Raw genomic sequence first — 22120 nt, forward strand, 5'->3', positions numbered from 1 at the left:
GATGTTTAATGTGAAGCATTTAACCCGAAAGCGCCTGTTTTATTGATGTTTTTCGATTTGAAAGCACAAATGACAAGATGCCAGATGTGAAAATAATTGCCAGGCCCAACAGACTGTAGGCGTCTGGCCATTGATTAAATAGAAGGACGCCTAAAATAGCGGCTGTTACCAATTGGGAGTAAACGAACGGCGCTACAATGTTGGCATCTACGCGACGGCTAGCCTCAATAATAATCAGGTTGCCCAATGCAGACGCCAAAGAAGAGATCAGCACTAACTCAACTATGTAGATATCGATTGACTCCGGAACCGCATCTATAGCGATGGGTGTGAGCGCTATGCTTCCTGCCAGCAGTGTTGATAGGTGAATCAAACGTGGCCTGAAGTAGTTCGAAAGCCAGCGATTGGATACCAGCATACAGCCATAAAAAATCCCTGCAATAAGTGCATACAGCATTCCACTGGTGATGCCAATTCCCGGTTTTACTACCAGCAAAACACCCCCAAATCCGATGAACAGGATTATGGAGCGTAGCAGGGTGATGCGTTCTTTAAGCACTAAAGCGGCTAAGAAATACGCAACAATAGGACCGATAAAAAAGATACCGAAAACGTTAGCAATAGGTTCAGTTTTTAGTGCGGATATCATAAAAAAAATCGCACCGGTGAAGGGCACTGCGCGACATAATAAGCGCCAGTCATAGAGTGACTTTAATTCTGAACGCAGCAAGCCACTAAACGGAAGAATAAATATAAAGCCTACTACCAATCGGCTCCATGCTATAAATGCGGGAGAAACCCCTACTTCAGTGAGTAATTTCCCCGCTGAGTCGCCTATGGGAATTAAACTCATTCCAAGCAGAATCATCGCAAGTAAGCCATGTTTACTATCAAAGTTCATTAAATTTGATATCCATATAGTGCGATGTGAGCGAGCGGGTTAGTATCAGTTTCTAATACTAACCGAATAATTCATTTGGTTTCTTTGTTTTCGTGACGATCAGTCATTAGACTGACAGAGCCGATGGCATAAAAGGAAAATAAGATGGCTGCTTTAATTTCGGGTGATCGCCTCCGGTTTGTCCTCAGCCGGCTTCGTGAACGGCTGTGGTTAAAACCATTTGTTGTTTGCCTGTTATCCATCGCTTGTGTATTTGCAGCAAAAATCGCGGATAGCAATGCTCTGTTAATTCAGGTTCTGCCCTCTATTACAGCAAAATCTCTTGATACTCTATTGTCCATCATGGCTTCGAGTATGTTGGTAATCGCTACTTTTTCGGTGACATCCATGGTGTCGGCCTATAGTTCGGCCGCCAATACAGCGACGCCCCGGTCATTTACCTTGATTATTGCCGATGATGCATCTCAAAATGCTCTCTCGACCTTCGTCGGGGCATTTATTTTTAGTATTGTGGCGCTTACCGCCGTTAAGAATGGTTACTTCGAAAGAGCAGGTTTGCTTCTTCTGTTTTGTCTGACGGCGGTTGTATTTAGCATTGTCATTATTACGTTTGTACGCTGGGTTGATAGTATTGCGCGTCTTGGGCGCATGGGCTCGACGATCAACAAGGTTGAAGCGGCGACCGCTAAGGCGCTGAAGCGACGTCGGGATGCGCCAACGCTTCAGGGGGGGAGAATGCAATCCCCGGCAAGAGGGCAGCCGGTGTTTGCCGTGAATACAGGATACGTGCAGCATATTGATATGGCGATGCTGCAAAAATGGGCAGAAGAAGCTCAGGTGGGGGTAGTGGTTGCTGCCTTGCCGGGGACGTTGGTGGGGCCGGGCCGGCCAGTGGCTTACGTTAGTAGCAGTCCGGATCATCCGGATGACATGGATTTTACGTGTGTTATTGATGCTTTCCATTTGGGTGTTGATCGGCTTTTTGATGACGATCCAAGATTTGGTTTGGTCGTGCTGTCTGAGATTGCGGGCCGTGCGTTGTCGCCAGCGGTTAACGATCCGGGTACGGCGATTGCTATCGTGGGGGCTTTTCTAAGGCTGTTTACGCAATGGAGTGAACCGGTGACTAAAGGATCTCAGCAATCGCCAAAATATGAGCGCATTGAAGTCCCTGAAATTTCTATCCAGGATATGTTTGATGACGCTTTTACGGCGATTGCACGTGATGGTGCGGGTGTGGTTGAAGTGTCGGTGCGGTTGCAAAAGGCGCTACACTCCCTTGCAACAATAGACGACCTGGAGATGCGAAATGCGGCGGGATATCATGCGCAGCTGGCGTTAAAACGTGCACGTCTTGCTTTGAACGTGGAAGAGGATATTGCCGTTGTGCAGGCAGCCGCTCAGTTTTCGCAAGATATCGTTTCGTCAAAAAATTACAGCCCCCTGAATTACAAACAGTAAAAATTTCACATTTAATGAGCCTTGCTGAAGAAGTACGAAAAGCGTTAGTGGCCTAACACATCTCTTAACTGCGGTGCTGCCCAATCGAGGAAAGCTCTCACTCTGATGGAGAGCAGACGGTTGTGTGGGTAAACAAACTGGACAGGGATAGCGGTTTTTTCATATTCAGGGAGCAGGCGGATGAGTTGGCCTTTTGTTAACGCTTCATCTACCTGATAGTGCAATAACCGCGTGGCACCTAAGCCACTGATAGCCGATGCCAGAGTGCTATCAACCTGGTTGGAAGACATCACGGTATTCATATTATGAGTGTTGAGTGTTTCGCCGTTGTTGAAGGCCCACTGATTACTGTGTGGATTAAAAACAACGATAGGCCAATGGCGCAGGTCATCTGGTGTTTTAGGCTCTCCTATCATTTCTACTAAGGAGGGGCTGGCGCAAATGATATGGCGTGTGAGGCCCAGTGGCATGGATATGAGAGACGAGTCTGCGAGGTGTCCTATACGTATAGCAAGATCAAAACCCTCATCGATGATGTTAACAACACGGTCGACTAATGTCAGTTCCACTCGTAAACCCGGGTGCTTGCTTAGGTAACGGTTGAGTAGAGGGACGATATGCAGACGACCAAACATCATCGGGGCGGTAATCGATAACTTTCCCTCTGGCGCGGCGCGGCGGGCATCCAGTAAAAACTCTGCGTCGTTAATATCAGCCAGAATACGTCGGCAGCGCAACAGGTAATCACGCCCTTCATCAGTGAGAGAGATACGTCGGGTACTGCGATTCAGTAAGCGCACACTTAAGTGGTTTTCTAAATCAGCGAGTGCTCGTACGACTGAGGCCGGGGAGCGGTTAATCGCATCTGCAGCGGCAGAAAGACTACCTCTATCGACGATCTCCACAAAGGTCGCCATTGCTTTAAGTTTATCCATTGCGGGCTCATTTGTGCATTTTATGCAAAGAACTTATCAGTATATGAGTATTTATTGCAACTGATGAATAAAAGATACTGTGGGCTCTTCCCATCAGGAGTGAATGATGAAAACCGATCTGCAGGTGTCGCCCATGCCAGAGATGATTCGTGCGTTTGACCATATCGGCATTCGTGTCAGTGACCGGCAGCAGTCAGTGGCATTTTACCGCCGCCTTGGTTTTGAGGAGACCGCTTACTTTGGGCCTTACGAAGCAAATGAGATGGTGGCGGGTGATGGTGTGAGGATTAACCTGATTTTTAATGCAGCTCGTCAGCCACAATCCCGTAACGCATTACTGGACATGCCGATTAAGTACCCTGGAATGACACATCCTGCGTTTGTCGTAGATGATATCTACCGGTTACGCACCTGGCTTTTGAAAGAAGGTATTACTATTACCGAAGATGTTCACCCCATTGGTCCGCGTCGGGTAGCGCTTTTCTTCCGTGACCCGGATGGAAATGTGCTCGAATTTAATCAGCTAAATCCCACTATTTCACAATCATAACTGCTACCTTAAAAACTTTCACATTAACGTTTTCCACACTAATAAAAAGGATTACCAGGCATGAAACTTTACGATTTAGAGCCTTCAGGAAACTGCTATAAAGTTCGTTTGTTTGCCGCGTTGGCACAAATAGACGTGGAGCTTGAAGAGGTCGATTTTTTAGATGGGGCGCATAAACGCCCTCCGGTCATTGATCTTAACCCGTTGGGACAGGTGCCAGTATTGGTAGATGGTGACGTTGTATTACGTGACTCACAGGCTATTCTTGTCTACCTGGCTCGTCAGTATGGTGGCCATGCATGGTGGCCAGAAGGCGCTGCACAGCAGGGTGAAGTGATGCAGTGGTTGTCGATTGCCGCGAATGAGATTCAAAATGGCCCAGGTGCTGCGCGTTTAGTTGATAAGTTTGGTATCCCGCTTAATAAACCGCAGGCACTTGCGGTGAACGATGCTATTTTACCTGTATTAGAGGCGCATCTTTCTCAGCATGACTGGTTGGCTCTGGGGCGCCCAACCATTGCTGATATAGCTGTTTTTCCATACGTTGCTTTGGCACATGAAGGTGGAATAGATCTCTCCCCTTATACCTCTGTTCTGAAATGGTTTGAACGTATTAAAGCGTTGGATAACTTTATACCGATGTCGGGTATTTAGAGAAGAAAGCCGAAGGTCGAACATACGCAGGGCTTGATTTTGCCCTGCCGTCTCCAGTCTGAATTCATGGGTAGATAGATATTCATTGACTATGGTGCGTGATGCATCAAATATCGTTGTGTTTAACCCATATCTACCCTGTTTAACCCATATCTACCCTGTTTATCATATAGAAGAGAATATTCGAGCCGACCTGATCGACGGTGAAGATGAGTTTATTATCTTCTATTTGTGATTTTTTTCTAATTGTTGGATTTCCTTCCAAATTTTGTCAGCTTCTTCCGTCAGCAATGAATAGGCATGAATGTCACCGTTTCTCTGTGCCATCATCGCCTCTTCTAGTTTAATACTGTAAGTTTTATGTAGTTTCTTGGTGGGGCTGGATTTGAATATAGAAAACATGACATGTACCTAAAGATTAATGATTAGTTTCTTATACGTGTAAAACTGAAATCAGATGAGTCTTTTAGCATATTTTTTGGGGAGGCGGCTTAGCTTATATTTGAATTGATAGGCTCCTGCCTTTTGTTTCTGACTTTAAATAAGCAACGCCAGGTAATTAATCCTTTGCTGCAAGTGGTTTGGCATAACCGGATTGATCTGTTGTACCTTTAGCTTTCTTGTTGACGAGCATAATCGCGACGAATATCAATCCGGTAGCAAAATACTCAATCGCACCGATATCTTCACCGACAATAGCAGAACCGATAATGAGCGCGACAACGGGTGGAATATAGGTCACAGAGGATGCGGTCACAGCGCCTAGCTTGTCGATGATGAAATAATAAATCAGATAGGCCAGACCTGTACCAAGTAAACCCAGGCCCAGAACCATTCCAATAGCCGCATGAAGGTCATCGCCAATTTTTTCAATACCGTTGAAGTCTGTGATGATACACAGGATTAACAGACTAAACCCTAGTTGATATGTGGTCAGTGCGGATGCAGAAATCTGTAACGGAATAATATATTTCTTAGCATAAATAAATGATGCGCCGATACTCAATGATCCTAAGACCATATACATCACACCTTCAAGGTTTGTTGAAGCCATATCAGCGGAAAAAGGTTGCGCAATCAGGATCACGCCGGAAAAACCTGCGAGCAATCCAAAAATCCGATTTTTGGTGACAGGCTCTTCAGCGAGAAATATGAGTGCAAGCAAGAGTGCGAAAATGGGAATAGTACCACTGAGGGCTCCCGCTACACCCGAAAGGAGCAGAGAAGCGCCTTTGGCGAAACCGTAATAATAGATAGTCGTCGCCAGCAGTGACATGACGAAAAAGTGCCGCGCATGCTTAAGATGAGAGAGCTTTAATGCACCATTCAGGTACGCATAGATAGCTATTGGTATAAAACCAAATGCCACCCTTAACAGAACTATCTGAGAGGTTGTTATTAATTCAGACGCCATTTTCATATAAATGAAGTTGCTACCCCAAATGATACCCAAAGCCCAAAAAGCGGTAATAGTTAGATATTTCATGCCAGCCTCCACTAAGACCAATTCCTACTCGTGCAGGTTGATCAACGACCCTTGCATTTTAGCTATTTGTATTGTGACAACAAACGATTTATTCTCGCTTATAAAATAGATAATCTATCTTATAAGCGGTCAAGAGATATTGCTTTCCTTCATTGATAACGATATCAGGACATCAATAATGCATAGGCCTATGCCACCGTTACGAGCCTTGGTTGCCTTCGAGGCGTCAGTCCGCCATGCCAGTTTTAAGCAGGCTGCTGATGAGTTGCATATCACCCCGGGAGCCGTATCACAGCAAGTTCAAAAGCTTGAACAATGGTTAGGTTATCCGCTGTTTCTGCGTCAGGTGCGCCAACTGCAGGTAACCGATCGGGGTATGAAATACTTCAGCCGTATAGCACCCGCTTTAGAACAGATAAGTGCTGCGAGTGAAGCATCCAGGAAGCGCTCATCAGATTCGGTGTGTTTGTCCTTATCGCAGACGTTAGCGGCTAAGTGGCTAGGTCCCCGTCTGGGAGATTTTGTTAGCCGGTATCCTGCCATTGAAGTCCACATTAATGCTTCTAATACGCGGGTTGATTTTCAACGTGAAGCCGTGGATTTGGCCATTCGCCATTTTGACGGGAAGGATCCCGCGTTGGATGCACACTTGATATTTGATGACGAGGTCAGATTGTTATGCTCTCCCTCATACAGAGACTCATTTGAACTTGAATGTGCAGATCAACTGAGCGGAGTCACCCTTATTGTTGCCAGCCCTTATCCTTACTGGGACGACTGGCTAACACGCTTTACGACTATCGATGCTCCAGCAAGAAAGCAGATAACTACCATGCACTTTGATCAGACACTTCTCGCTATTGATGCAGCCAAACGTGGTCAGGGTGTTGTTTTGAGCAATGGTCTGTTGGTGCAGGAAGAGTTAGTGCGGGGAGAGTTGGTTGAGCCGTTTTCTTACAGACTACCTTTGGATAAAAGCTATTACCTGGTGTATCCCAGACACCCGCCACTCAGTGACACCGCCTGCATTCTGAAAAACTGGCTACTAGAGCAGTCATCCAATGTAAACATGGATGGAATAATCTAAACGCAGTTGATAAAAGCAAGAGAAAAAACAAAAATAGTTACTCACACAATCTGTGGATAAGTCTATGTATTACATATGCACATCTCTTCTACAGCCCGCTATATAAGGGCTGCAGAGATGTGTTGTTTTTACAGCCTATTTTTAAGCTTCGTTAATTATTAGCTGTGCTGGTTGTTTGACCGGGAATACACGATCGTATCCCAAGCCGAAAAGGAATGTATAAACCACCACTGCTGCCATCATGCCAATATCTAATAACAGGGTATTAATGAAGCTCATGTCTAGCCACCACATGATTAATGGCAGGGTAAAAAGGAGCAACAGCAGCTCAAACCCCAAAGCATGATAAATTCGATGTGTCAGGGTGCGCTCGGTTGGAATACGTCCCCGGCTAATATCAATATAATCATAAGCGTAGTTATAACAATAGTTGGTTAACATGGCGATGAGGCTGATAATCAGCGCTAAATAGCCCATTTCCAGGAGGTCGCGTTGTAGGATAAAGGCCATGACGGCTGTTGAACAGCCGAGCAAAATAGCTTCGAACAACAAGGCGTAACGTAGCCTGTCCAGGCCGCTACGTATAACGATATTCCCCGCCATTTTACTTGTTGTATGAGCTGCCATATTTCCAGTCATATCCTTTGCCACGCTGTGCTCCCAACTTACTTTTTAAAAGATTATTTTGTTAAACGATGATTGTTTTAACTGATGAACATAGTAAAGATAATATTGATGTTTTATAGTTGGAATGTATCTATTATTTAGATAGGTAAGTCCATAGCTGGCTGGTTTTTTTCGCGCGTCATCAAAGAGTGTATGAGCAAGATGCCAAGTATTGAACAATTAACCTGTTTTGTTGTGGCTGCTGAATCAGGTTCATTTTCAGCGGCGGCGCGTCAGTTAGGCAAAGTACAGTCGGCGGTGAGTACCGCGATCAGTAACCTGGAAATTGATGCAAACCTTGAGCTTTTTGATCGAAGCAGTCGCAGTCCCGTGCTGACAGAAGCGGGCCAGATGTTGCTTAAATCAGCCAAAACAGTTTTGCATAGTCATCACGAATTTAATGCCCATGCGGCTTCGTTGAGCAGCAGCAATGAAGCATCGCTGTGTATTGCCATCGAGCAAAATGTCGCCACGCCTATCCTGTTGACGGTATTAGAGCGTTTCGCGAACACATTTCCTTACATCACGTTAGAACTGCTTGATCCCGGCAGTGGTGATGTTGCAGAGCTGCTGCGTAGCAATCGAGCGGATATCGGCTTGATGATTCAGCAGGAATATTACCCGCAAGGTTTTAGTTTTCGAGGTATAGGGCACTCACGTGTGATCCCTGTATCGGCCCCCGATTTTCCGTTAGCGCAAATGAAACAGGTTACACTTGCTGATCTCAGGCAGCATCGGCAAGTTGTCGGGCGCAGCTTAGATCCGGATAATCAGATGCACGAGCGTTACACTTTAAGTCCACAAGTATGGTTATCAGAAAGCCCCTTCGTGATTTTGGAGTTGCTGTGCGCCAATATTGGCTGGGCATTTTTGCATGAGGCTGTGGTTAAGGAGAAGTTGCACTCAGGTGAGCTGGTGGTACTTGATCTGGTTTATGAGCAAGCCGATATTCTGCAAGGTATTGACCTGGTTTGGACAGAAAATCGTGCGCTGGGAAAAGCGGGGCAGTGGTTATTACAACAGCTGCAAAGCCTGCGTTTTGAGGAATAAAGCAGGCTTTGTAATAGGTAATTGTTGAACTCTTACCGGCATACGATTATCGTTCTTTATGCTAATGACGAATCAATATTATGAGCGGATAAACGGGTGCCCCGGGAACAATAATGACGGTAGATGAGCGTAATATTGACCTTATAGGATGTGTTAAATCGTGATTGCGTTGTTCTTAAAGTGCTTACTGGGTGCGGCAGCCGTGTTGTTGATTGCCTTGCTTTCAAAAAATAAAAGCTTTTTTATCGCCGGTTTAGTTCCGCTGTTTCCTACTTTTGCACTGATAGCGCATTATATTGTCGGTGTGGAACGGACGATGGAGGACCTTCGCGTCACCGCTCTGTTTGGGCTTTACTCATTAATTCCCTATGCGGGTTACCTGGTTTCGGTTTATTTTTTAAGCTATAAATATAGTCTGTTTTGGACGCTATCGGTGGCAACCGTCATTTGGTTAGCTTTTGCATTTATTTTATTGCTGGGGTGGATGAAACTCCATCCATCGGTGGTGTGATATAACCACCCCTATTTGATTTAAACGTTATATCATGTAGTTGAACCCACTAAAGAAACGTCATGATGATTAGTGAAATACTTGAACTCCGCTCCGGGCAGGTTGCATATATTAGTAGCTTGATGGCGGGCTTTTCTTTGTCTATTGCTGTGCAAATTATACGTGGTAAGGATCAGCGCTTGGTTGCTACTGCTAATTATCTGCTGTTTATTGTTACTACCCTGCTGTTTTTAATCGCTCTGTATGTCGATGTTTCAATTAGTTTGCGGTTGGTTGGTATAGAGGATTTCTGTGATGATGCACTTATTCAGATAGAGAATATAAGAAATTTGAGTACTTCAGCGGCAACCTCAGCTTTTCTTTTGTTTGTGTTGTCGATAGGGGTTCTGGGTTGGTTAAAATCAAATCGAACAGGGATTATCAGTACGCTAATGGTGCTCTTAACGTTAGCTACCATTATTGTTGCTAAAAACATGATTTCCAATCTGGATTTTTAGAGCTAGCGTTAAATAATATCAATACTTTTATGGGATATTCTTTTTGACCGATAAAAATCTAAAAATATTATGCGATATCGCGACTGAAGCCCACAGCCGAATTAAACAGGATTTTAACGACATAGATCCTATCGTAGGTGTGAGCCAGAAGATGCGGGAAAGTGGAATTGCTGCTGATGTAATGACTATTGATTGTTTGAGAAGCGCTAAGCGCATTATTCTTATATTGCATGATCAACAGCCTGATACTATTAGTTATCAGTTTACCTTCAAAGCGCAAGATCCTGCGGAGCAGTTTGAGCATATTCCTCTGGCTAAATTATCAACAGATAAACTATACGATTGGATGAAAGACTATTTTTCACATGCGGATCATGTAAAACACTGAGCAAAATCAACGCTCTCCTGACAACAAGGGTCGTCTGAGTTACAGTTAAGGTCGTAAGCACATTTTTCTACTATGTAGATTGACTGCTTATTCTGGCTTAATCCAGAAAGTGGAGGTTATCATGGAAAACGCTGCACAAGCTCAATCCACCTTTCCCTGGGATCAATTGGTTTTAAAGCTTATCGATTGGCCATTTCTTTTATTTATCATCGTTGTTTTTCTGATTTTTTTGATGAAGGATCAGTTAAAGGGGTTGGTAGACCGCTCAAACGTGAAGATAACATGGGGGGATCGCTCAATTGAGTTAAATGAACTGGCTGATAATGTTGATCAGGATATTGACCCTATTAAAGAACGTATCGATTTAATTGAAGAAAAGTTGGCAAAAATCACCACGGATGATGTGCCAATAGAGCAGGTTAATTCAGGTCCAGAGCCGACTGCTGACGATATAGATAAGGTTCTGCATGTCGGGTTAGCCAACCCTAAATACAAATACCGTACGGCGTCCGGGGTCGCAAAAGACGCTGAGATCCCGATACAGACGGCGCAGACAATATTAACCTCTAATCCGAATATCCGGGTGGTTAAAGCTCGTGACGGAAAGGAGCTCTATGCGCCTCGATAAATTTATCTGTAAAAGTACTCAGCTAACAAGGTCTGAAGCAACAGCCTTGCTTCATTCGGGTATTGTCCTGGTGAATGGCGAAGTCATTAAAAATGAAGCTGCTCAAGTACATGAAAATAATAGGGTTACTTTAAATGGAGAGGTGTTAACGGCACGTGCTTCACGTTATATCATGATGCATAAACCAGCGGATACGATCTGCTCCAACGTTGATGAAATTTATCCCTCTGTGTTTAACTATCTTGATGTAGAGAAAGCGCAGGAGCTGCATATCGTAGGGCGTTTAGATGCAGATACTACGGGTTTAATCCTGGTAACAGATGATGGGCGCTGGTCGTACAATATCATTACGCCTAAAAAACAGTGCGCCAAAGTTTATCGTGTGCAATTACGTGATAACGTCTCGGGTGATATTATCTCCAGATTTTTCCGGGGTGTTCTGCTTCAAGGTGAGGGGAGCTTAACTTTGCCCGCAATACTCGATGTTATCAGTCCAAAAGAGGTATTGTTAACCATCACTGAGGGCAGGTTTCATCAGGTGAAACGTATGTTTGCTGCGGTAGGTAATCGAGTGGTTGCGCTACACAGAGAGCAAATTGGTGATGTCAGGTTAGATATTGAAATGGGACAATGGCGATATTTAACCGCTGCTGAAGTACAGAGTTTTTAACATGAAGTCAGGTGTATGAAGAAGTTTCTCGTGGTTGTGTTAGCCATTATTGTTATAAATGAGTGGCGTGATATCAGAAATTTATTCAGTCCTCCTCCTGACTTTGCGGCTGCACATGAGGAGAGGGTTGTGATGTATGCAACGCAGTGGTGTCCTTTTTGTCAAAAAGCGCGCGAACTATTTGCCGAGAAAGGCATCTCTTATTATGAATATGATATTGAGAAATCAGAAGAGGGCAATACACAGTATCAGCGTTTAGGTGCTAGTGGTGTCCCGATTTTGCTTATCAATGGTGAAGTGTTAAAAGGTTTTAACCGTTCGACAGTACTCGCGTTAATCAATGAAAAATAGCACTCCCGCGTATTAAAACCATTAGGGTATATCATGAAAAGTTTCTCTGCTACGTCTCGTTTTGTTGTGATTGCTGCGTCGTTGGCTCTGCTGGCGGGTAGTGCATTTGCCAGTAAATCAGAAGAGCGCGAAGGCGGTAAGTACAAAGATCACAAAGAGCACAAAGAGTATAAGAAAAAGGACTCTGAGAAAAAGGACTATCGCAAAGGTCATGACGATAATGATCGTCGTCACAGTTCAATAACCCTTGTTTTTAGTGATCAGGAGCGACGCACCGTTCGTGAATATTATGGACATCAGTCCCGTAAGGGCCATTGCCCGCCGGGTCTGGCGAAAAAGAATAACGGTTGTTTACCTCCGGGGCAGGCGAAAAAATGGCACAAGGGCCGTCCTATCGATAAGGATATCCGTTATTATGCGTTACCTAACGAGCTGCGTATTCGTCTGCCGGTACCACCGATCAATCACGAATATGTACGTATTGCCGGCGATATTCTGTTGATAACCGTGGGCACCGGTATCGTAGTGGATGCTATTGAAGATATTTTACGTTAACAGACTATCGGGATTTTCGCAGTAGTTCAGTGTTATGTCCGACAGTCTGCAATCAGGCTTAAGGGCATTTTTTCGGTAAATTAGGTAAGCACAGCATGCAAGATATTCTGGACAAGATTGCAGAAAAAATGGCTCTTCGAACAGAGCGGGGTAAAGTTGCTGACTATATCCCGCAACTGGCCTGCGTCGACCCCGATCAGTTTGGCATGGCGGTTGTGCTGCCAGACGGTCGCCAGTTTAGTGCCGGTTGCGCAGACAAAACGTTTTCTATCCAGAGTATCTCTAAGGTTTTTACTCTGACTATGGCGCTGGGTAAGATCGGGGATACTGTATGGTCTCGTGTGGGACGCGAGCCTTCAGGTGATCCGTTTAACTCTATCGTTCAGCTTGAGCATGAAGCGGGTAAGCCACGCAATCCATTTATCAATGCAGGTGCTATCGCGATTGTTGATGCCATTATGATGAGCCACCGGCCAAAAGAAACACTGGCTGAGGTGCTTCAGTTTGTTCGCTTTGTGGCTGATGATGAGAGCATTTTCTTTGATGAAAAGGTGGCGCAATCCGAGTTACTTCATCGTGACCGGAATGCCTCGTTAGCGCATTTTATGGCATCGTTTGGGCGAATCAAACACCCGGTCGAGCATGTGTTGGGCGTATATTTTCATCAATGTGCTATCGCGATGAGTTGTACACAGCTGGCCAGTGCTGGTCAGTTTTTAGTGTCTGATGGTATGAATCTTAGCACGGGTATCAGGGTTGTATCACCACAGCGAGCGCGCCGCATCAACTCTCTGATGTTAATGTGTGGGCATTATGATGGTTCGGGTGAGTTTGCTTACCGGGTAGGTTTGCCGGGGAAAAGTGGTGTGGGTGGTGGAATATTAGCGATAGCACCCGGAAATGCCTCGATTGCTGTGTGGTCTCCGGGTCTGGATGATATTGGTAACAGTAAGCTGGGTACCGAGGCATTGGAAATGCTCGTACAACACACAGGCTGGTCTATCTTTGGGCACTAAACTTGAACGGGCTATTTGTTCAGGGTTTGAGTGAAGTTTAATCATGTTAAGAAATTTCTCTCTATGAAACTGCATATTCTTTCGGATCTGCATCTCAGTGCCAGTGCATTTGACGCTCCCGAAACGAATGCCGATGTGATTATCCTCGCGGGTGATATTGGCCGTCCTGAAGAGGCCGTTGCGTGGGCTAAACAGTTTTCGAAACCGGTTATCTTTGTACCCGGAAATCATGAATTTTATGGCAGCAGTATTGTGGCGACCGTTCGCGAGCTGAAGCAACTGTGTGCTACTGGCAATATTCACGTGCTGCACAATGATGCTGTGGTAATAGAAGGCGTACGCTTTCTTGGCGCGACCTTATGGACAGACTTTCAGCTATTTGGTGAGGCAGGAGAACAGCGGGATTTTGCCATCGATATGGCATCGATGATGCTACGGGATTTTAGCCGGATTTATAGGGATGACTCTGCTGAAACCCTTTTTACGCCCGAAGATGCCATGTCGCAATTCCAACGACATGCCCGCTGGCTCGATATTCAGTTAAACGAGCCATTTGTGGGTCAAACGGTAGTGATTACCCATCATTCTCCCTCGATTAAAAGCATACACCCGCGTTTTGAGCTTTCGCCTTTGAATGCCTGTTTTGTTTCTGATGCTGATTGGCTGCTGGATGCTAAGCGCGCAGCCTTGTGGGTTCATGGGCATACCCATGATAGCTTTGACTATGATGTGAATGGTACACGTGTGGTGTGTAATCCACGCGGGTATTGCACAGAAGAGTCCATCGAAAATCCCGCTTTTGATCCGGCACTTGTTATTGAGGTGGGTCAGTAGCCATATTGCCAGGGGTAAAAAAATGAACAGATTCGAGTCGTTATTAGACGCTGTTCACCAGTGCACTATATGTGAAAAACATCTGCCGCATGGTGTCAGGCCCGTGTTGCAGATCGACCCTAAAGCGAAGGTGCTGATTGTAGGCCAGGCGCCTGGGCGAAAAGTACATGAGTCTGGTGTACCGTTTGATGATGCGAGTGGCGATCGGTTACGCGACTGGATGGGAGTGACCCGTGAGGTTTTTTACGATGCTGAGCAGATAGCCATTCTGCCAATGGGCTTTTGTTATCCGGGGAAGGGAAAGTCAGGAGATCTGCCACCACGGCCTGAATGTGCGCCGGCCTGGCGTGATCAACTGCTTAGTCACCTGAGTAACGTAGAGCTGACACTACTGATCGGGCAGTACGCACAGGCGTATCACCTCAAAGAGAAGCCTGAATCGCTTACCGAAACCGTTCGGGGGTGGCGGGCTTATTGGCCGGATATGATACCGATGCCACACCCTAGCCCACGTAATAATATCTGGTTGAGTAAAAATCCATGGTTTGAACAAGAGCTACTCCCGGATTTACGGCGACAGGTTCATCGGGTCTTGGCAAACCTCACTCGTTGAGTGAGCTGTATTTATATAAAACATCTTTATATAAAACCGGTTTATATGAAAAATCTGTAGCACTTGCCTGGCTCGGCTGCACTTTTTCGACTGTATCGGGTCTATCGAAGAACGGTTATCCCAAAGCGTAAAATTGATTGATATGCTTGCCTTTGCGGTAGTAGTGAAGTTTATGTCCGTCATATAGGTTTTGGATATGATGACGATTGAAATATAAGCAGGTGCTTTGATGAGTATGTTCGGCAAATGTAAACTGTTGTTAATCGGTATGCTGGCTCAGGGTATGTTAAATACCGCTGTTGCTGGTGAGGTTAGCATTCTGATGGCCGATTTTCGCAATGTTGGTAGTAACCAATGGGCGGTGAATGTCACCCTCAAGCATAGTGATGAAGGTTGGGATCACTACGCAGATAATTGGCGCGTGGTCGATGCGCAAGGTAATGTTCTGGGTGAGCGAGTGTTATTTCATCCGCATGTGGATGAGCAGCCTTTTACGCGGGGTATTAATAGTGTGCAGATACCCGCCGGAGTGACGAATGTTTATATTGAAGCTCATGACAAAGAACATGGCTGGTCTGCACAACGTTTGCAGGTAGATTTGGCAAAAGTAAAGTCCGGGCACGTCAGGGTTAACGCTTCAGGTGTAGGTGAGTAGATGCGCAGTTGGCGTATGAAAAATCTGGGTGACGCTATGCTTGCAGGTGACGACTTAGAGGATATCCAAGCGTTATTTCTACGTGCTTATGAGCAGGCAGGCTCTCCCGAGGATATGGCGATCTATGTTCGCCATGAAGCCGAAGGGCGGCTGCATTGTGAAGTGAAGTTGTATTTTACACCCGCAAGTAGTGAGCTTGCAGAAGCTGTCGGTGCCCGATGCTGTCCATCACCCTCTGTAGAGGGGCTCGGGTTACTGGTAGGTTCAGACGCCGCCTTGGCAAGATAGATACGCAGGCTTTATTCATGCGGGCTCAGCCTACAAACGGGGCTGATTTTAGCACTAAGTTTGCAGTTGCTCTTGGCGCATATAAAGCTCATTCTACAGATTGGTTTTGCACTTATAATGGTATTTTTTGAAAGTCTCATAAAGGATCAAATCATGAAGTCTATTTCAGCTATTTTAATATTTTGCTTTATTACCAGCATTGCGGGATGTGGAACCATTATTCATCCTGAACGAAAGGGCCAAATAAACGGTCGACTTGATTCAAGTATTGTTTTATTAGATGCCATTGGCCTGTTGTTTTTTTTCGTTCCGGGCGTGATTGCCTTCGCTGTAGATTTTTCAAATGGAACCATTTATTTACCGGGTGGACGCAGGGCATCGTTAAGCCATGAAGAGTTGGATGCGATATCGAGCACTGGAAAAATAGATATGCAAGCGTTAGATTCTATTGTTCAAAAACAAGCGGGTTCCAGCGTTTTACCTAACGGCGAAGATTTACAGGCTATCCATCTCAGTTCCGTTGATCAGCTACCCCGTGAGCTGGTTGCAAACCGTTAACCACAAGTCACATCACAGTTGAGGGCGTTTGTAATACGTATAGCGCCCTCTTCAGGTTAGGTATTTTGTCAGGTCTTTGGGGTTGTTGCATAATGCCGGAGGTTAGTGATGCAAGGGTGGTGTAAAAGTAGTGCAGCGCTGTTAGGCGTTTTTATCTTTTTAGGGTTGGGCTTACTAGGCTACACGCTGGGTAATGCGGCTATTCAATACAAGTTATATGACCGCAGTGTCACGGTAAAAGGCCTGTCTGAGCGAGAGTATCCTGCCGATATTGTTATTTGGCCGATTCAGTTCAGCGTTGCAGATAACGACCTGGGTAATCTCTACCGCGATATTGATGTGAAAACACAAAGTATCCGTTCCTTTTTGCAACAGAATAATATCGCTGCTGATGAAATAACGGTAGCGTCACCGGCTATTACGGATAAGTCAGCACAGCAGTATGGCAATAATGACAGAGCCGAGTTTCGTTACACTGCGACTCAAACCGTGACTGTCTATTCGAAAAATATTGATGCTGCCCGTGCGGTGATGGGCTCACTATCGCAGCTGGGTAAGAAAGGCATTGTCTTCACGGCGAACAATTATGAAGCGCAAACCGAATACATCTTCACGCGTTTAAATGAAGTCAAACCTGAAATGGTTGAAGAGGCGACACGTGAAGCCAGGGAGGTCGCTCAAAAATTCGCTACTGATTCACAAAGCGCCTTAGGTAAAATCAAGCGGGCGTCTCAAGGGCAGTTCAGTATTAATGCCAGAGATAAAAATAACCCGCACATCAAAACTATCCGGGTGGTTTCAACGGTGGAATATTATTTATCGGATTAACATCTGCTAAGGATTGCGTTGAGTTTGAGATATAATCTGAAACAGATGTTACAAATCAGTTATGTATCTACTTTGAACGCCTTCGTCTATTTCCCGAATAAGCGCTTCAGTAGCGTCTGTATTTTCGGCAATTTCTTTACCGAATGATACCTCCAGAGGCGCTTCATGATGATCTGCATCCCATGCTTTACTGCGAAGCAGCGCTTTGCCGCAATGGAAGTAGGCGTTACTTACTTCGATTTCCAGTACCAGTAATGCTTGATGGGTTGAGCCTGCAACAGATGTACAAATATCATGGCCTCTGAACAGCCTGCATGTTCCGTGCACACGCAATGTTTCGGCTGTACCGGGCCGCAAAAATATTAGGCCGACCTTGTTACTGCTACTCACGATATTGGTGAGCGAAAATGCTAATTTATTTCCCTTCAGTTCCGGAAGCAGTAGTGTTTTATCGTCTTTAATTTGTATAAAACCTGCTTTGTCTCCTTTTGGGGATATTGTTGGAAACCCTGCGTCGTCGACAGTGGCTAACATAGCTAATGGTGATGTACGAATAAATGCTTGCATCCGGACATTAAGATGGTCGTAGATTTTTTTCCTCGTAAAAGGGGATGGTTCTCCTATTGCCTCACGTACTTCCGATTGAGATTTTATTTCGTCCATCATCTTTAATTCTTCCATAAACAGCCCCTTGATTAATAAACGCTCTATTAGTTGCAACCACAACCTAAAGAATACAACTTTACCATCGAATTTATGTTGAAAGTTAGGCTTCAAAAAAATGTGAGAGCTGGTGAGCTTTCAGGTATAAAAAAAGCCATTGATTGTATAATCAATGGCCTTTAATAAGTCTTTATTCATTCCGCATCATGTGCAGCGCAATGTAACCTTTATCTCTTTACGAACGGCTAAAAATCAAACCTTAATGCTGGCGAGTTCCGTGACCGGTTCGTCTGCATTATAGATAGACTCATCCACTTCATTTTCAGACTTTCCGATTAATAAGGCTACCATCAAGTCGCCGGATACGTTTACCGAGGTGCGTGCCATATCAAGGATGCGGTCAATACCTGCGATAATAGCCAGCCCTTCCATTGGTAAACCAACAGTCGTTAGTACCAGCGATAGCATGATGAGTCCAGCACCAGGCACGCCTGCTGTTCCGATAGATGCCAATGTTGCTGTTGCAATAATTGTCAGATAATCGCCTGTGCTAAGGTCAATGCCGAAAGCCTGAGCAACAAACAGAGCGGCAACACCCTGGTACAAAGCGGTACCGTCCATGTTGATGGTTGCGCCCAGTGGTAGGACGAAGCTGGCGGTTCCTTTGGAAATCCCCAGGTTTTCGCGAGCACAGCGGATGCTGACAGGTAATGTGCCTGAGCTACTAGTAGAAGAGAACGCCACCATTTGTGCGTTGACGATACCCTTCAGGTATTTTACGGGATTCAGGCCTGCTATCAGGGTTACTGCTCCGGTATAAACCAATAGGACCTGCACGACGCAGCCAAGGTATACAGCCCCAATAACTTTTAACAGAGGTAATAGAACATCCAGACCGTATTTTCCTGCAACCCATGCCATCAGTGCAAAGATTCCGTAGGGTGCAAACTTCATTACCAATTCGGTTAGTTTGTACATGGCTTCAGCAAGGCTGTTAAACAGTTGAACAGCGGGCTCAGCTTTTTCACCGATCATATTCAGCGCGATGCCCAGACCTAAAGCGAAGACGATAATCTGCAGAATTTTACCACCGGCTAACGCTTCGATAGGGTTTTTAGGGATAAGTCCAAGAATGGTGCTAACGAGGCTGGGTGCTTCGGTTGACGCGGCTGCTGCCGTGGTGCTAGCGACCATGTTAAGGCCATCTCCCGGTGTAAGCAGGGCGCCCAGGCCTAAACCTATAGTGATGGCGACAGCGGTTGTCATCAAATACAGGACAATGGCTTTGACACCCATGCGGCCCATCTTGGCGCTATCTTGCATGGCGGTTACGCCTACCACCAGAGAGCAGAATACCAAGGGGACGATCAGCATTTTAATCGCGTTGATAAACAGGGTACCTATGGGTTTCAGGATCTCTGCGTCGGGCCCCATGACGGCACCAACGGCGACACCCGCGAGCATGCCGATAAATATTTTTTTCCAGAGTGCAAGACCACCCCATAACCCTTTTTTCTGTGCGGATACACTTGCTGTAGACATAAGTAAACCTCGTTGAGTTATTGTCGTTATAATTTTTTAATTATCGTTTTGAACTGTTTGCGTTTTTCTCACAATGGGTATGTAAATATCTCCCGGGGCTAATTAACGGCCCGGAAGAATCATATTTTCCGGTTTAAGAATTTGTTCTAGCTCCTCGTCGGATAGCAGACCTTCTTCCCGAACTAAATCAAGTACACTGCTGCCGCTGGCGAGTGCTGCCTTGGCAATGCGAGTGGCATTTTCATAGCCGATATGTGGATTCAAAGCGGTGATGACACCTATGCTGTTATCTACCTGAGCACGGCAGACTTCAACATTGGCGGTGATCCCACTAATACAACGGTGCTCTAGCATCGGCATCGCTTTGCTGAGCAAGCGAATTGACTCCAGAACGTTATAAGCAATCAGTGGTTCCATCGCATTGAGCTGTAATTGTCCGGCTTCTGCCGCAAAAGAGACGGCCAGGTCATTTCCTATTACCTGATAAGCAACCTGATTAACCGCTTCAGGAATCACAGGATTTATCTTGCCTGGCATAATCGAGCTGCCGGGTTGTTGTGGTGGCAAGTTGATCTCATTTAATCCGGCACGTGGGCCCATGCTGAGCAAACGCAGGTCATTGGATATTTTGGATAACTTGATAGCAAGGCGTTTGAGCATTCCGGAGAATAATACAAATGCGCCCATATCAGAGCTGGCTTCGATTAAATCTGTCGCTTGGACTAACGGGAAACCACTGATTCTCGCCAGTGCGGTAACGGCTCGTTTGCCATAACGCTCATCTGCGTTGATACCTGTACCGATAGCCGTACCGCCCAGATTTACTTCGTGCAGTAATTCAGCAAGGCCGGCAATCCGGTCGACATCTTCTCCCAACGTTGAGGCCCAGCTTTGAAACTCTTGGCCCAAGGTCATCGGAACAGCATCCTGCAACTGGGTGCGGCCCATTTTGATCACGTCGATAAATTCAACTGCTTTTGCAGACATAGCTTGCTGCAGGGAGCGCAGCGCTATGACCAAGTCACCGTGACTAAGCAAAATGGCGACACGAACGGCGGTTGGGTAGGCGTCGTTAGTGGATTGCGACATGTTGACGTCATTATTGGGGTGCAGGTGCTGGTAGTCGCCTTTCTTTTGTCCTAACAATTCCAGCGCGATATTGGCGATCACTTCGTTGGCATTCATGTTGGTTGAAGTACCAGCACCGCCCTGAATCATGTCGACGCTGAACTGATCGTGATATTCGCCATCAATAACTTTCTGACAAGCAAGATCAATGGGTTTGGCACGGTTTGGCTCCAGATAGCCGAGCTGAAGGTTGGCTCTGGCGGCAGCCTGCTTCACCATGCCTAATGCACGCACAAGGTGTGGGAAGTGGCAGAGCGTGACGCCGCTGAGATCGAAGTTTTGTTGGGCGCGCCACGTCTGGATGCCATAAAAAGCATCGGCAGGAATCTGGGCTTCACCAAGTAGATCTTTTTCTGTACGGGTTGCTACTGTGTCTGTCATTTTTTGTGGCTGCTCAGTTATTATTTGATCTGTGATGTTCATAAAGCAAGTGGGGTGCCAATACGGAAATTTATTTTTAACTATATGAATTTTATCTATTTTAATTAAAATCTTGTAATCTGTTCTTGGATTAAATGGCTATAACTTTTGTTATGGGATGGAGGGCTTAGCTGTAGCAAATCTTACTGAAACGCAGCGCTGCCGGGCTCGGTTCCGGGTATAACGGTTGTTATGGTTATAACCCTGGTTATAAGGGAAAGGTTATAAGGGAAGGGATATAAAAAAATGGTTATTTGGTAATGACTTTAGAGTCATCGATTTAAGGGGGCGCTTACAGGTGAACGTTGAGATCACAATTTTCTCTGTTAGTTATACTTAAACAACTGGTAGAGTGCTGCTCTTTAAACGAAGGGACTCATAATGGAACTGGATATTACGCTCATTATCATCCTGCTGGTAACGGGGTTTGGCGCGGGTATGATTGATGCAATAGCGGGTGGCGGTGGCTTGATAACCTTACCTGTATTGTTGTCCACAGGCATGAGCCCGGTAGAAGCATTAGCGACTAATAAGTTGCAGGGGAGTTTTGGCACTCTGGCTGCATCTGTCTATTTTGTACGAAAGAAATTGGTTGATCTGTCCCAGATGAAGTTGATGATTAGCTGCACTTTTGTCGGGGCTGTTCTCGGGACCTTGATTGTTCAGCAGATTGATACCAGCCTTCTCGCATCTATTATGCCGCTATTACTGGTATTAATAGCCTTGTATTTTATGTTTTCCAAACGTATCGGTGATGAAGACCGGGACCGTAAAGTCAGCAATGCTGTGTTTGCTTTTGTTTTTACCTTCGCCATTGGTTTTTATGATGGATTTTTCGGGCCAGGAACCGGAACTTTTTTTGCAGTAGCTTTTATCTCTTTGCTGGGCTTCAGCATGGCCAGAGCAACTGCGCACACCAAGGTGTTGAACTTTACCTCGAATATCGCTTCGTTAATCTTCTTTGCTATGGGTGGCAATATTATCTGGGTAGCAGGTTTTATTATGGCGGCAGGGCAGTTGGTCGGTGGTCAGCTCGGCGCGCGTATGGTGGTGAGCAAAGGGGTGAGTCTTATTCGGCCTTTGATTGTTGTGGTAACGCTGGCAATGTCTGCCAGGTTATTATTTGATCAGTATCATCAGGGAAGTCAGCTCGTCGGACAACTACTCAGCTGGTTTGGTTGATTT

General features: G+C 45.6%; 28 protein-coding genes. 20 read left to right on the plus strand and 8 right to left on the minus strand.

Going from position 1 to position 22120, the window contains the following annotated elements:
- Positions 1 to 19: 19 nt before the first annotated feature.
- Positions 20 to 901 (minus strand): DMT family transporter, encoded by an 882-nt coding sequence (locus BM099_RS11905; RefSeq protein WP_198064231.1) that lies wholly within the window; start codon positions 899 to 901, stop codon positions 20 to 22.
- A 144-nt stretch (positions 902 to 1045) separates the two neighbouring features.
- Here BM099_RS11905 and BM099_RS11910 point away from each other — a divergent pair, with 144 nt between their 5' ends.
- Entirely contained in the window at positions 1046 to 2362 is a 1317-nt protein-coding gene (locus tag BM099_RS11910; RefSeq protein ID WP_090728343.1) for a DUF2254 domain-containing protein, read from the plus strand.
- Between the two features lie 44 nt (positions 2363 to 2406).
- Here the strand turns inward: BM099_RS11910 and BM099_RS11915 are convergent, their stop codons facing one another.
- On the minus strand, positions 2407 to 3297 hold the full coding sequence (locus BM099_RS11915) for a LysR family transcriptional regulator (RefSeq protein WP_090728344.1): 891 nt from the start codon (positions 3295 to 3297) through the stop codon (positions 2407 to 2409).
- A gap of 106 nt (positions 3298 to 3403) precedes the next feature.
- Here BM099_RS11915 and BM099_RS11920 point away from each other — a divergent pair, with 106 nt between their 5' ends.
- Positions 3404 to 3847, plus strand: a complete 444-nt coding sequence (locus BM099_RS11920; RefSeq protein ID WP_232349157.1) for a VOC family protein — start codon at positions 3404 to 3406, stop codon at positions 3845 to 3847.
- A gap of 60 nt (positions 3848 to 3907) precedes the next feature.
- Positions 3908 to 4501: a glutathione S-transferase family protein gene (locus BM099_RS11925; RefSeq protein ID WP_090728345.1), complete on the plus strand. Its 594-nt coding sequence runs from the start codon at positions 3908 to 3910 to the stop codon at positions 4499 to 4501.
- A 225-nt stretch (positions 4502 to 4726) separates the two neighbouring features.
- On the opposite strand, the gene BM099_RS20320 is transcribed toward BM099_RS11925, so the two are convergent.
- Both BM099_RS20320 and BM099_RS11930 read right to left on the minus strand, forming a co-directional pair.
- Entirely contained in the window at positions 4727 to 4903 is a 177-nt protein-coding gene (locus BM099_RS20320; protein ID WP_143083767.1) for a DUF6435 family protein, read from the minus strand.
- A 157-nt stretch (positions 4904 to 5060) separates the two neighbouring features.
- Positions 5061 to 5987, minus strand: coding sequence for a DMT family transporter (locus tag BM099_RS11930; RefSeq protein ID WP_090728346.1), 927 nt, complete (start codon positions 5985 to 5987; stop codon positions 5061 to 5063).
- 178 nt (positions 5988 to 6165) lie between these two features.
- Between BM099_RS11930 and BM099_RS11935 the strand changes: the two genes are divergently transcribed.
- Entirely contained in the window at positions 6166 to 7074 is a 909-nt protein-coding gene (locus BM099_RS11935; RefSeq protein WP_090728347.1) for a LysR substrate-binding domain-containing protein, read from the plus strand.
- Between the two features lie 141 nt (positions 7075 to 7215).
- Here the strand turns inward: BM099_RS11935 and BM099_RS11940 are convergent, their stop codons facing one another.
- Positions 7216 to 7725 (minus strand): PACE efflux transporter, encoded by a 510-nt coding sequence (locus BM099_RS11940; RefSeq protein ID WP_090728348.1) that lies wholly within the window; start codon positions 7723 to 7725, stop codon positions 7216 to 7218.
- A 177-nt stretch (positions 7726 to 7902) separates the two neighbouring features.
- On the opposite strand from BM099_RS11940, the gene BM099_RS11945 reads away from it, so the two are divergent.
- From BM099_RS11945 to BM099_RS12015, 15 genes are all read left to right on the plus strand, one after another.
- Positions 7903 to 8790, plus strand: a complete 888-nt coding sequence (locus BM099_RS11945) for a LysR family transcriptional regulator (protein ID WP_177201163.1) — start codon at positions 7903 to 7905, stop codon at positions 8788 to 8790.
- A 160-nt stretch (positions 8791 to 8950) separates the two neighbouring features.
- Positions 8951 to 9301 carry a GlpM family protein gene (locus BM099_RS11950; protein WP_090728350.1) on the plus strand — a complete coding sequence of 117 codons (351 nt, stop codon included), beginning with the start codon at positions 8951 to 8953 and terminating at the stop codon, positions 9299 to 9301.
- 62 nt (positions 9302 to 9363) lie between these two features.
- Entirely contained in the window at positions 9364 to 9798 is a 435-nt protein-coding gene (locus BM099_RS11955; protein WP_090728351.1) for a hypothetical protein, read from the plus strand.
- A gap of 43 nt (positions 9799 to 9841) precedes the next feature.
- Complete coding sequence (locus tag BM099_RS11960; RefSeq protein ID WP_090728352.1) at positions 9842 to 10186, plus strand: hypothetical protein; 345 nt, start codon at positions 9842 to 9844, stop codon at positions 10184 to 10186.
- Positions 10187 to 10307: 121 nt separating this feature from the next.
- Positions 10308 to 10814 carry a hypothetical protein gene (locus BM099_RS11965; RefSeq protein WP_090728353.1) on the plus strand — a complete coding sequence of 169 codons (507 nt, stop codon included), beginning with the start codon at positions 10308 to 10310 and terminating at the stop codon, positions 10812 to 10814.
- Positions 10801 to 11484, plus strand: coding sequence for a pseudouridine synthase (locus tag BM099_RS11970; protein WP_090728354.1), 684 nt, complete (start codon positions 10801 to 10803; stop codon positions 11482 to 11484). Before BM099_RS11965 ends, BM099_RS11970 begins: the two co-directional genes overlap by 14 nt.
- Positions 11485 to 11499: 15 nt before the next feature.
- On the plus strand, positions 11500 to 11835 hold the full coding sequence (locus BM099_RS11975) for a glutaredoxin family protein (RefSeq protein ID WP_090728355.1): 336 nt from the start codon (positions 11500 to 11502) through the stop codon (positions 11833 to 11835).
- 33 nt (positions 11836 to 11868) lie between these two features.
- Positions 11869 to 12390 (plus strand): RcnB family protein, encoded by a 522-nt coding sequence (locus BM099_RS11980; protein WP_090728356.1) that lies wholly within the window; start codon positions 11869 to 11871, stop codon positions 12388 to 12390.
- A 95-nt stretch (positions 12391 to 12485) separates the two neighbouring features.
- Positions 12486 to 13406: a glutaminase gene (locus BM099_RS11985; RefSeq protein WP_090728357.1), complete on the plus strand. Its 921-nt coding sequence runs from the start codon at positions 12486 to 12488 to the stop codon at positions 13404 to 13406.
- A gap of 63 nt (positions 13407 to 13469) precedes the next feature.
- On the plus strand, positions 13470 to 14240 hold the full coding sequence (locus BM099_RS11990; protein ID WP_090728358.1) for a metallophosphoesterase: 771 nt from the start codon (positions 13470 to 13472) through the stop codon (positions 14238 to 14240).
- A gap of 22 nt (positions 14241 to 14262) precedes the next feature.
- On the plus strand, positions 14263 to 14853 hold the full coding sequence (locus tag BM099_RS11995; RefSeq protein WP_090728359.1) for a uracil-DNA glycosylase family protein: 591 nt from the start codon (positions 14263 to 14265) through the stop codon (positions 14851 to 14853).
- Between the two features lie 229 nt (positions 14854 to 15082).
- A complete protein-coding gene (locus BM099_RS12000) occupies positions 15083 to 15508 on the plus strand; it encodes a hypothetical protein (RefSeq protein ID WP_232349156.1) in 426 nt (141 codons plus the stop codon).
- Positions 15509 to 15796: a hypothetical protein gene (locus BM099_RS12005; RefSeq protein WP_090728360.1), complete on the plus strand. Its 288-nt coding sequence runs from the start codon at positions 15509 to 15511 to the stop codon at positions 15794 to 15796.
- A gap of 153 nt (positions 15797 to 15949) precedes the next feature.
- Positions 15950 to 16354 carry a hypothetical protein gene (locus BM099_RS12010; protein WP_090728361.1) on the plus strand — a complete coding sequence of 135 codons (405 nt, stop codon included), beginning with the start codon at positions 15950 to 15952 and terminating at the stop codon, positions 16352 to 16354.
- A 108-nt stretch (positions 16355 to 16462) separates the two neighbouring features.
- Positions 16463 to 17182 carry an SIMPL domain-containing protein gene (locus tag BM099_RS12015; protein ID WP_090728362.1) on the plus strand — a complete coding sequence of 240 codons (720 nt, stop codon included), beginning with the start codon at positions 16463 to 16465 and terminating at the stop codon, positions 17180 to 17182.
- A gap of 48 nt (positions 17183 to 17230) precedes the next feature.
- Here the strand turns inward: BM099_RS12015 and BM099_RS12020 are convergent, their stop codons facing one another.
- The 3 genes from BM099_RS12020 to BM099_RS12030 form a co-directional block, all read right to left on the minus strand.
- A complete protein-coding gene (locus BM099_RS12020) occupies positions 17231 to 17863 on the minus strand; it encodes an MSMEG_1061 family FMN-dependent PPOX-type flavoprotein (RefSeq protein ID WP_198064229.1) in 633 nt (210 codons plus the stop codon).
- A gap of 234 nt (positions 17864 to 18097) precedes the next feature.
- Positions 18098 to 19387: a dicarboxylate/amino acid:cation symporter gene (locus tag BM099_RS12025; protein ID WP_090728363.1), complete on the minus strand. Its 1290-nt coding sequence runs from the start codon at positions 19385 to 19387 to the stop codon at positions 18098 to 18100.
- Positions 19388 to 19489: 102 nt separating this feature from the next.
- Positions 19490 to 20896, minus strand: coding sequence for an aspartate ammonia-lyase (locus BM099_RS12030; RefSeq protein WP_090728397.1), 1407 nt, complete (start codon positions 20894 to 20896; stop codon positions 19490 to 19492).
- 420 nt (positions 20897 to 21316) lie between these two features.
- On the opposite strand from BM099_RS12030, the gene BM099_RS12035 reads away from it, so the two are divergent.
- Positions 21317 to 22117, plus strand: a complete 801-nt coding sequence (locus tag BM099_RS12035; RefSeq protein WP_090728364.1) for a TSUP family transporter — start codon at positions 21317 to 21319, stop codon at positions 22115 to 22117.
- Positions 22118 to 22120 lie beyond the last annotated feature (3 nt).

The sequence above is a fragment of the Neptunomonas qingdaonensis genome (assembly GCF_900113275.1).
Lineage (GTDB): Bacteria > Pseudomonadota > Gammaproteobacteria > Pseudomonadales > Balneatricaceae > Neptunomonas > Neptunomonas qingdaonensis.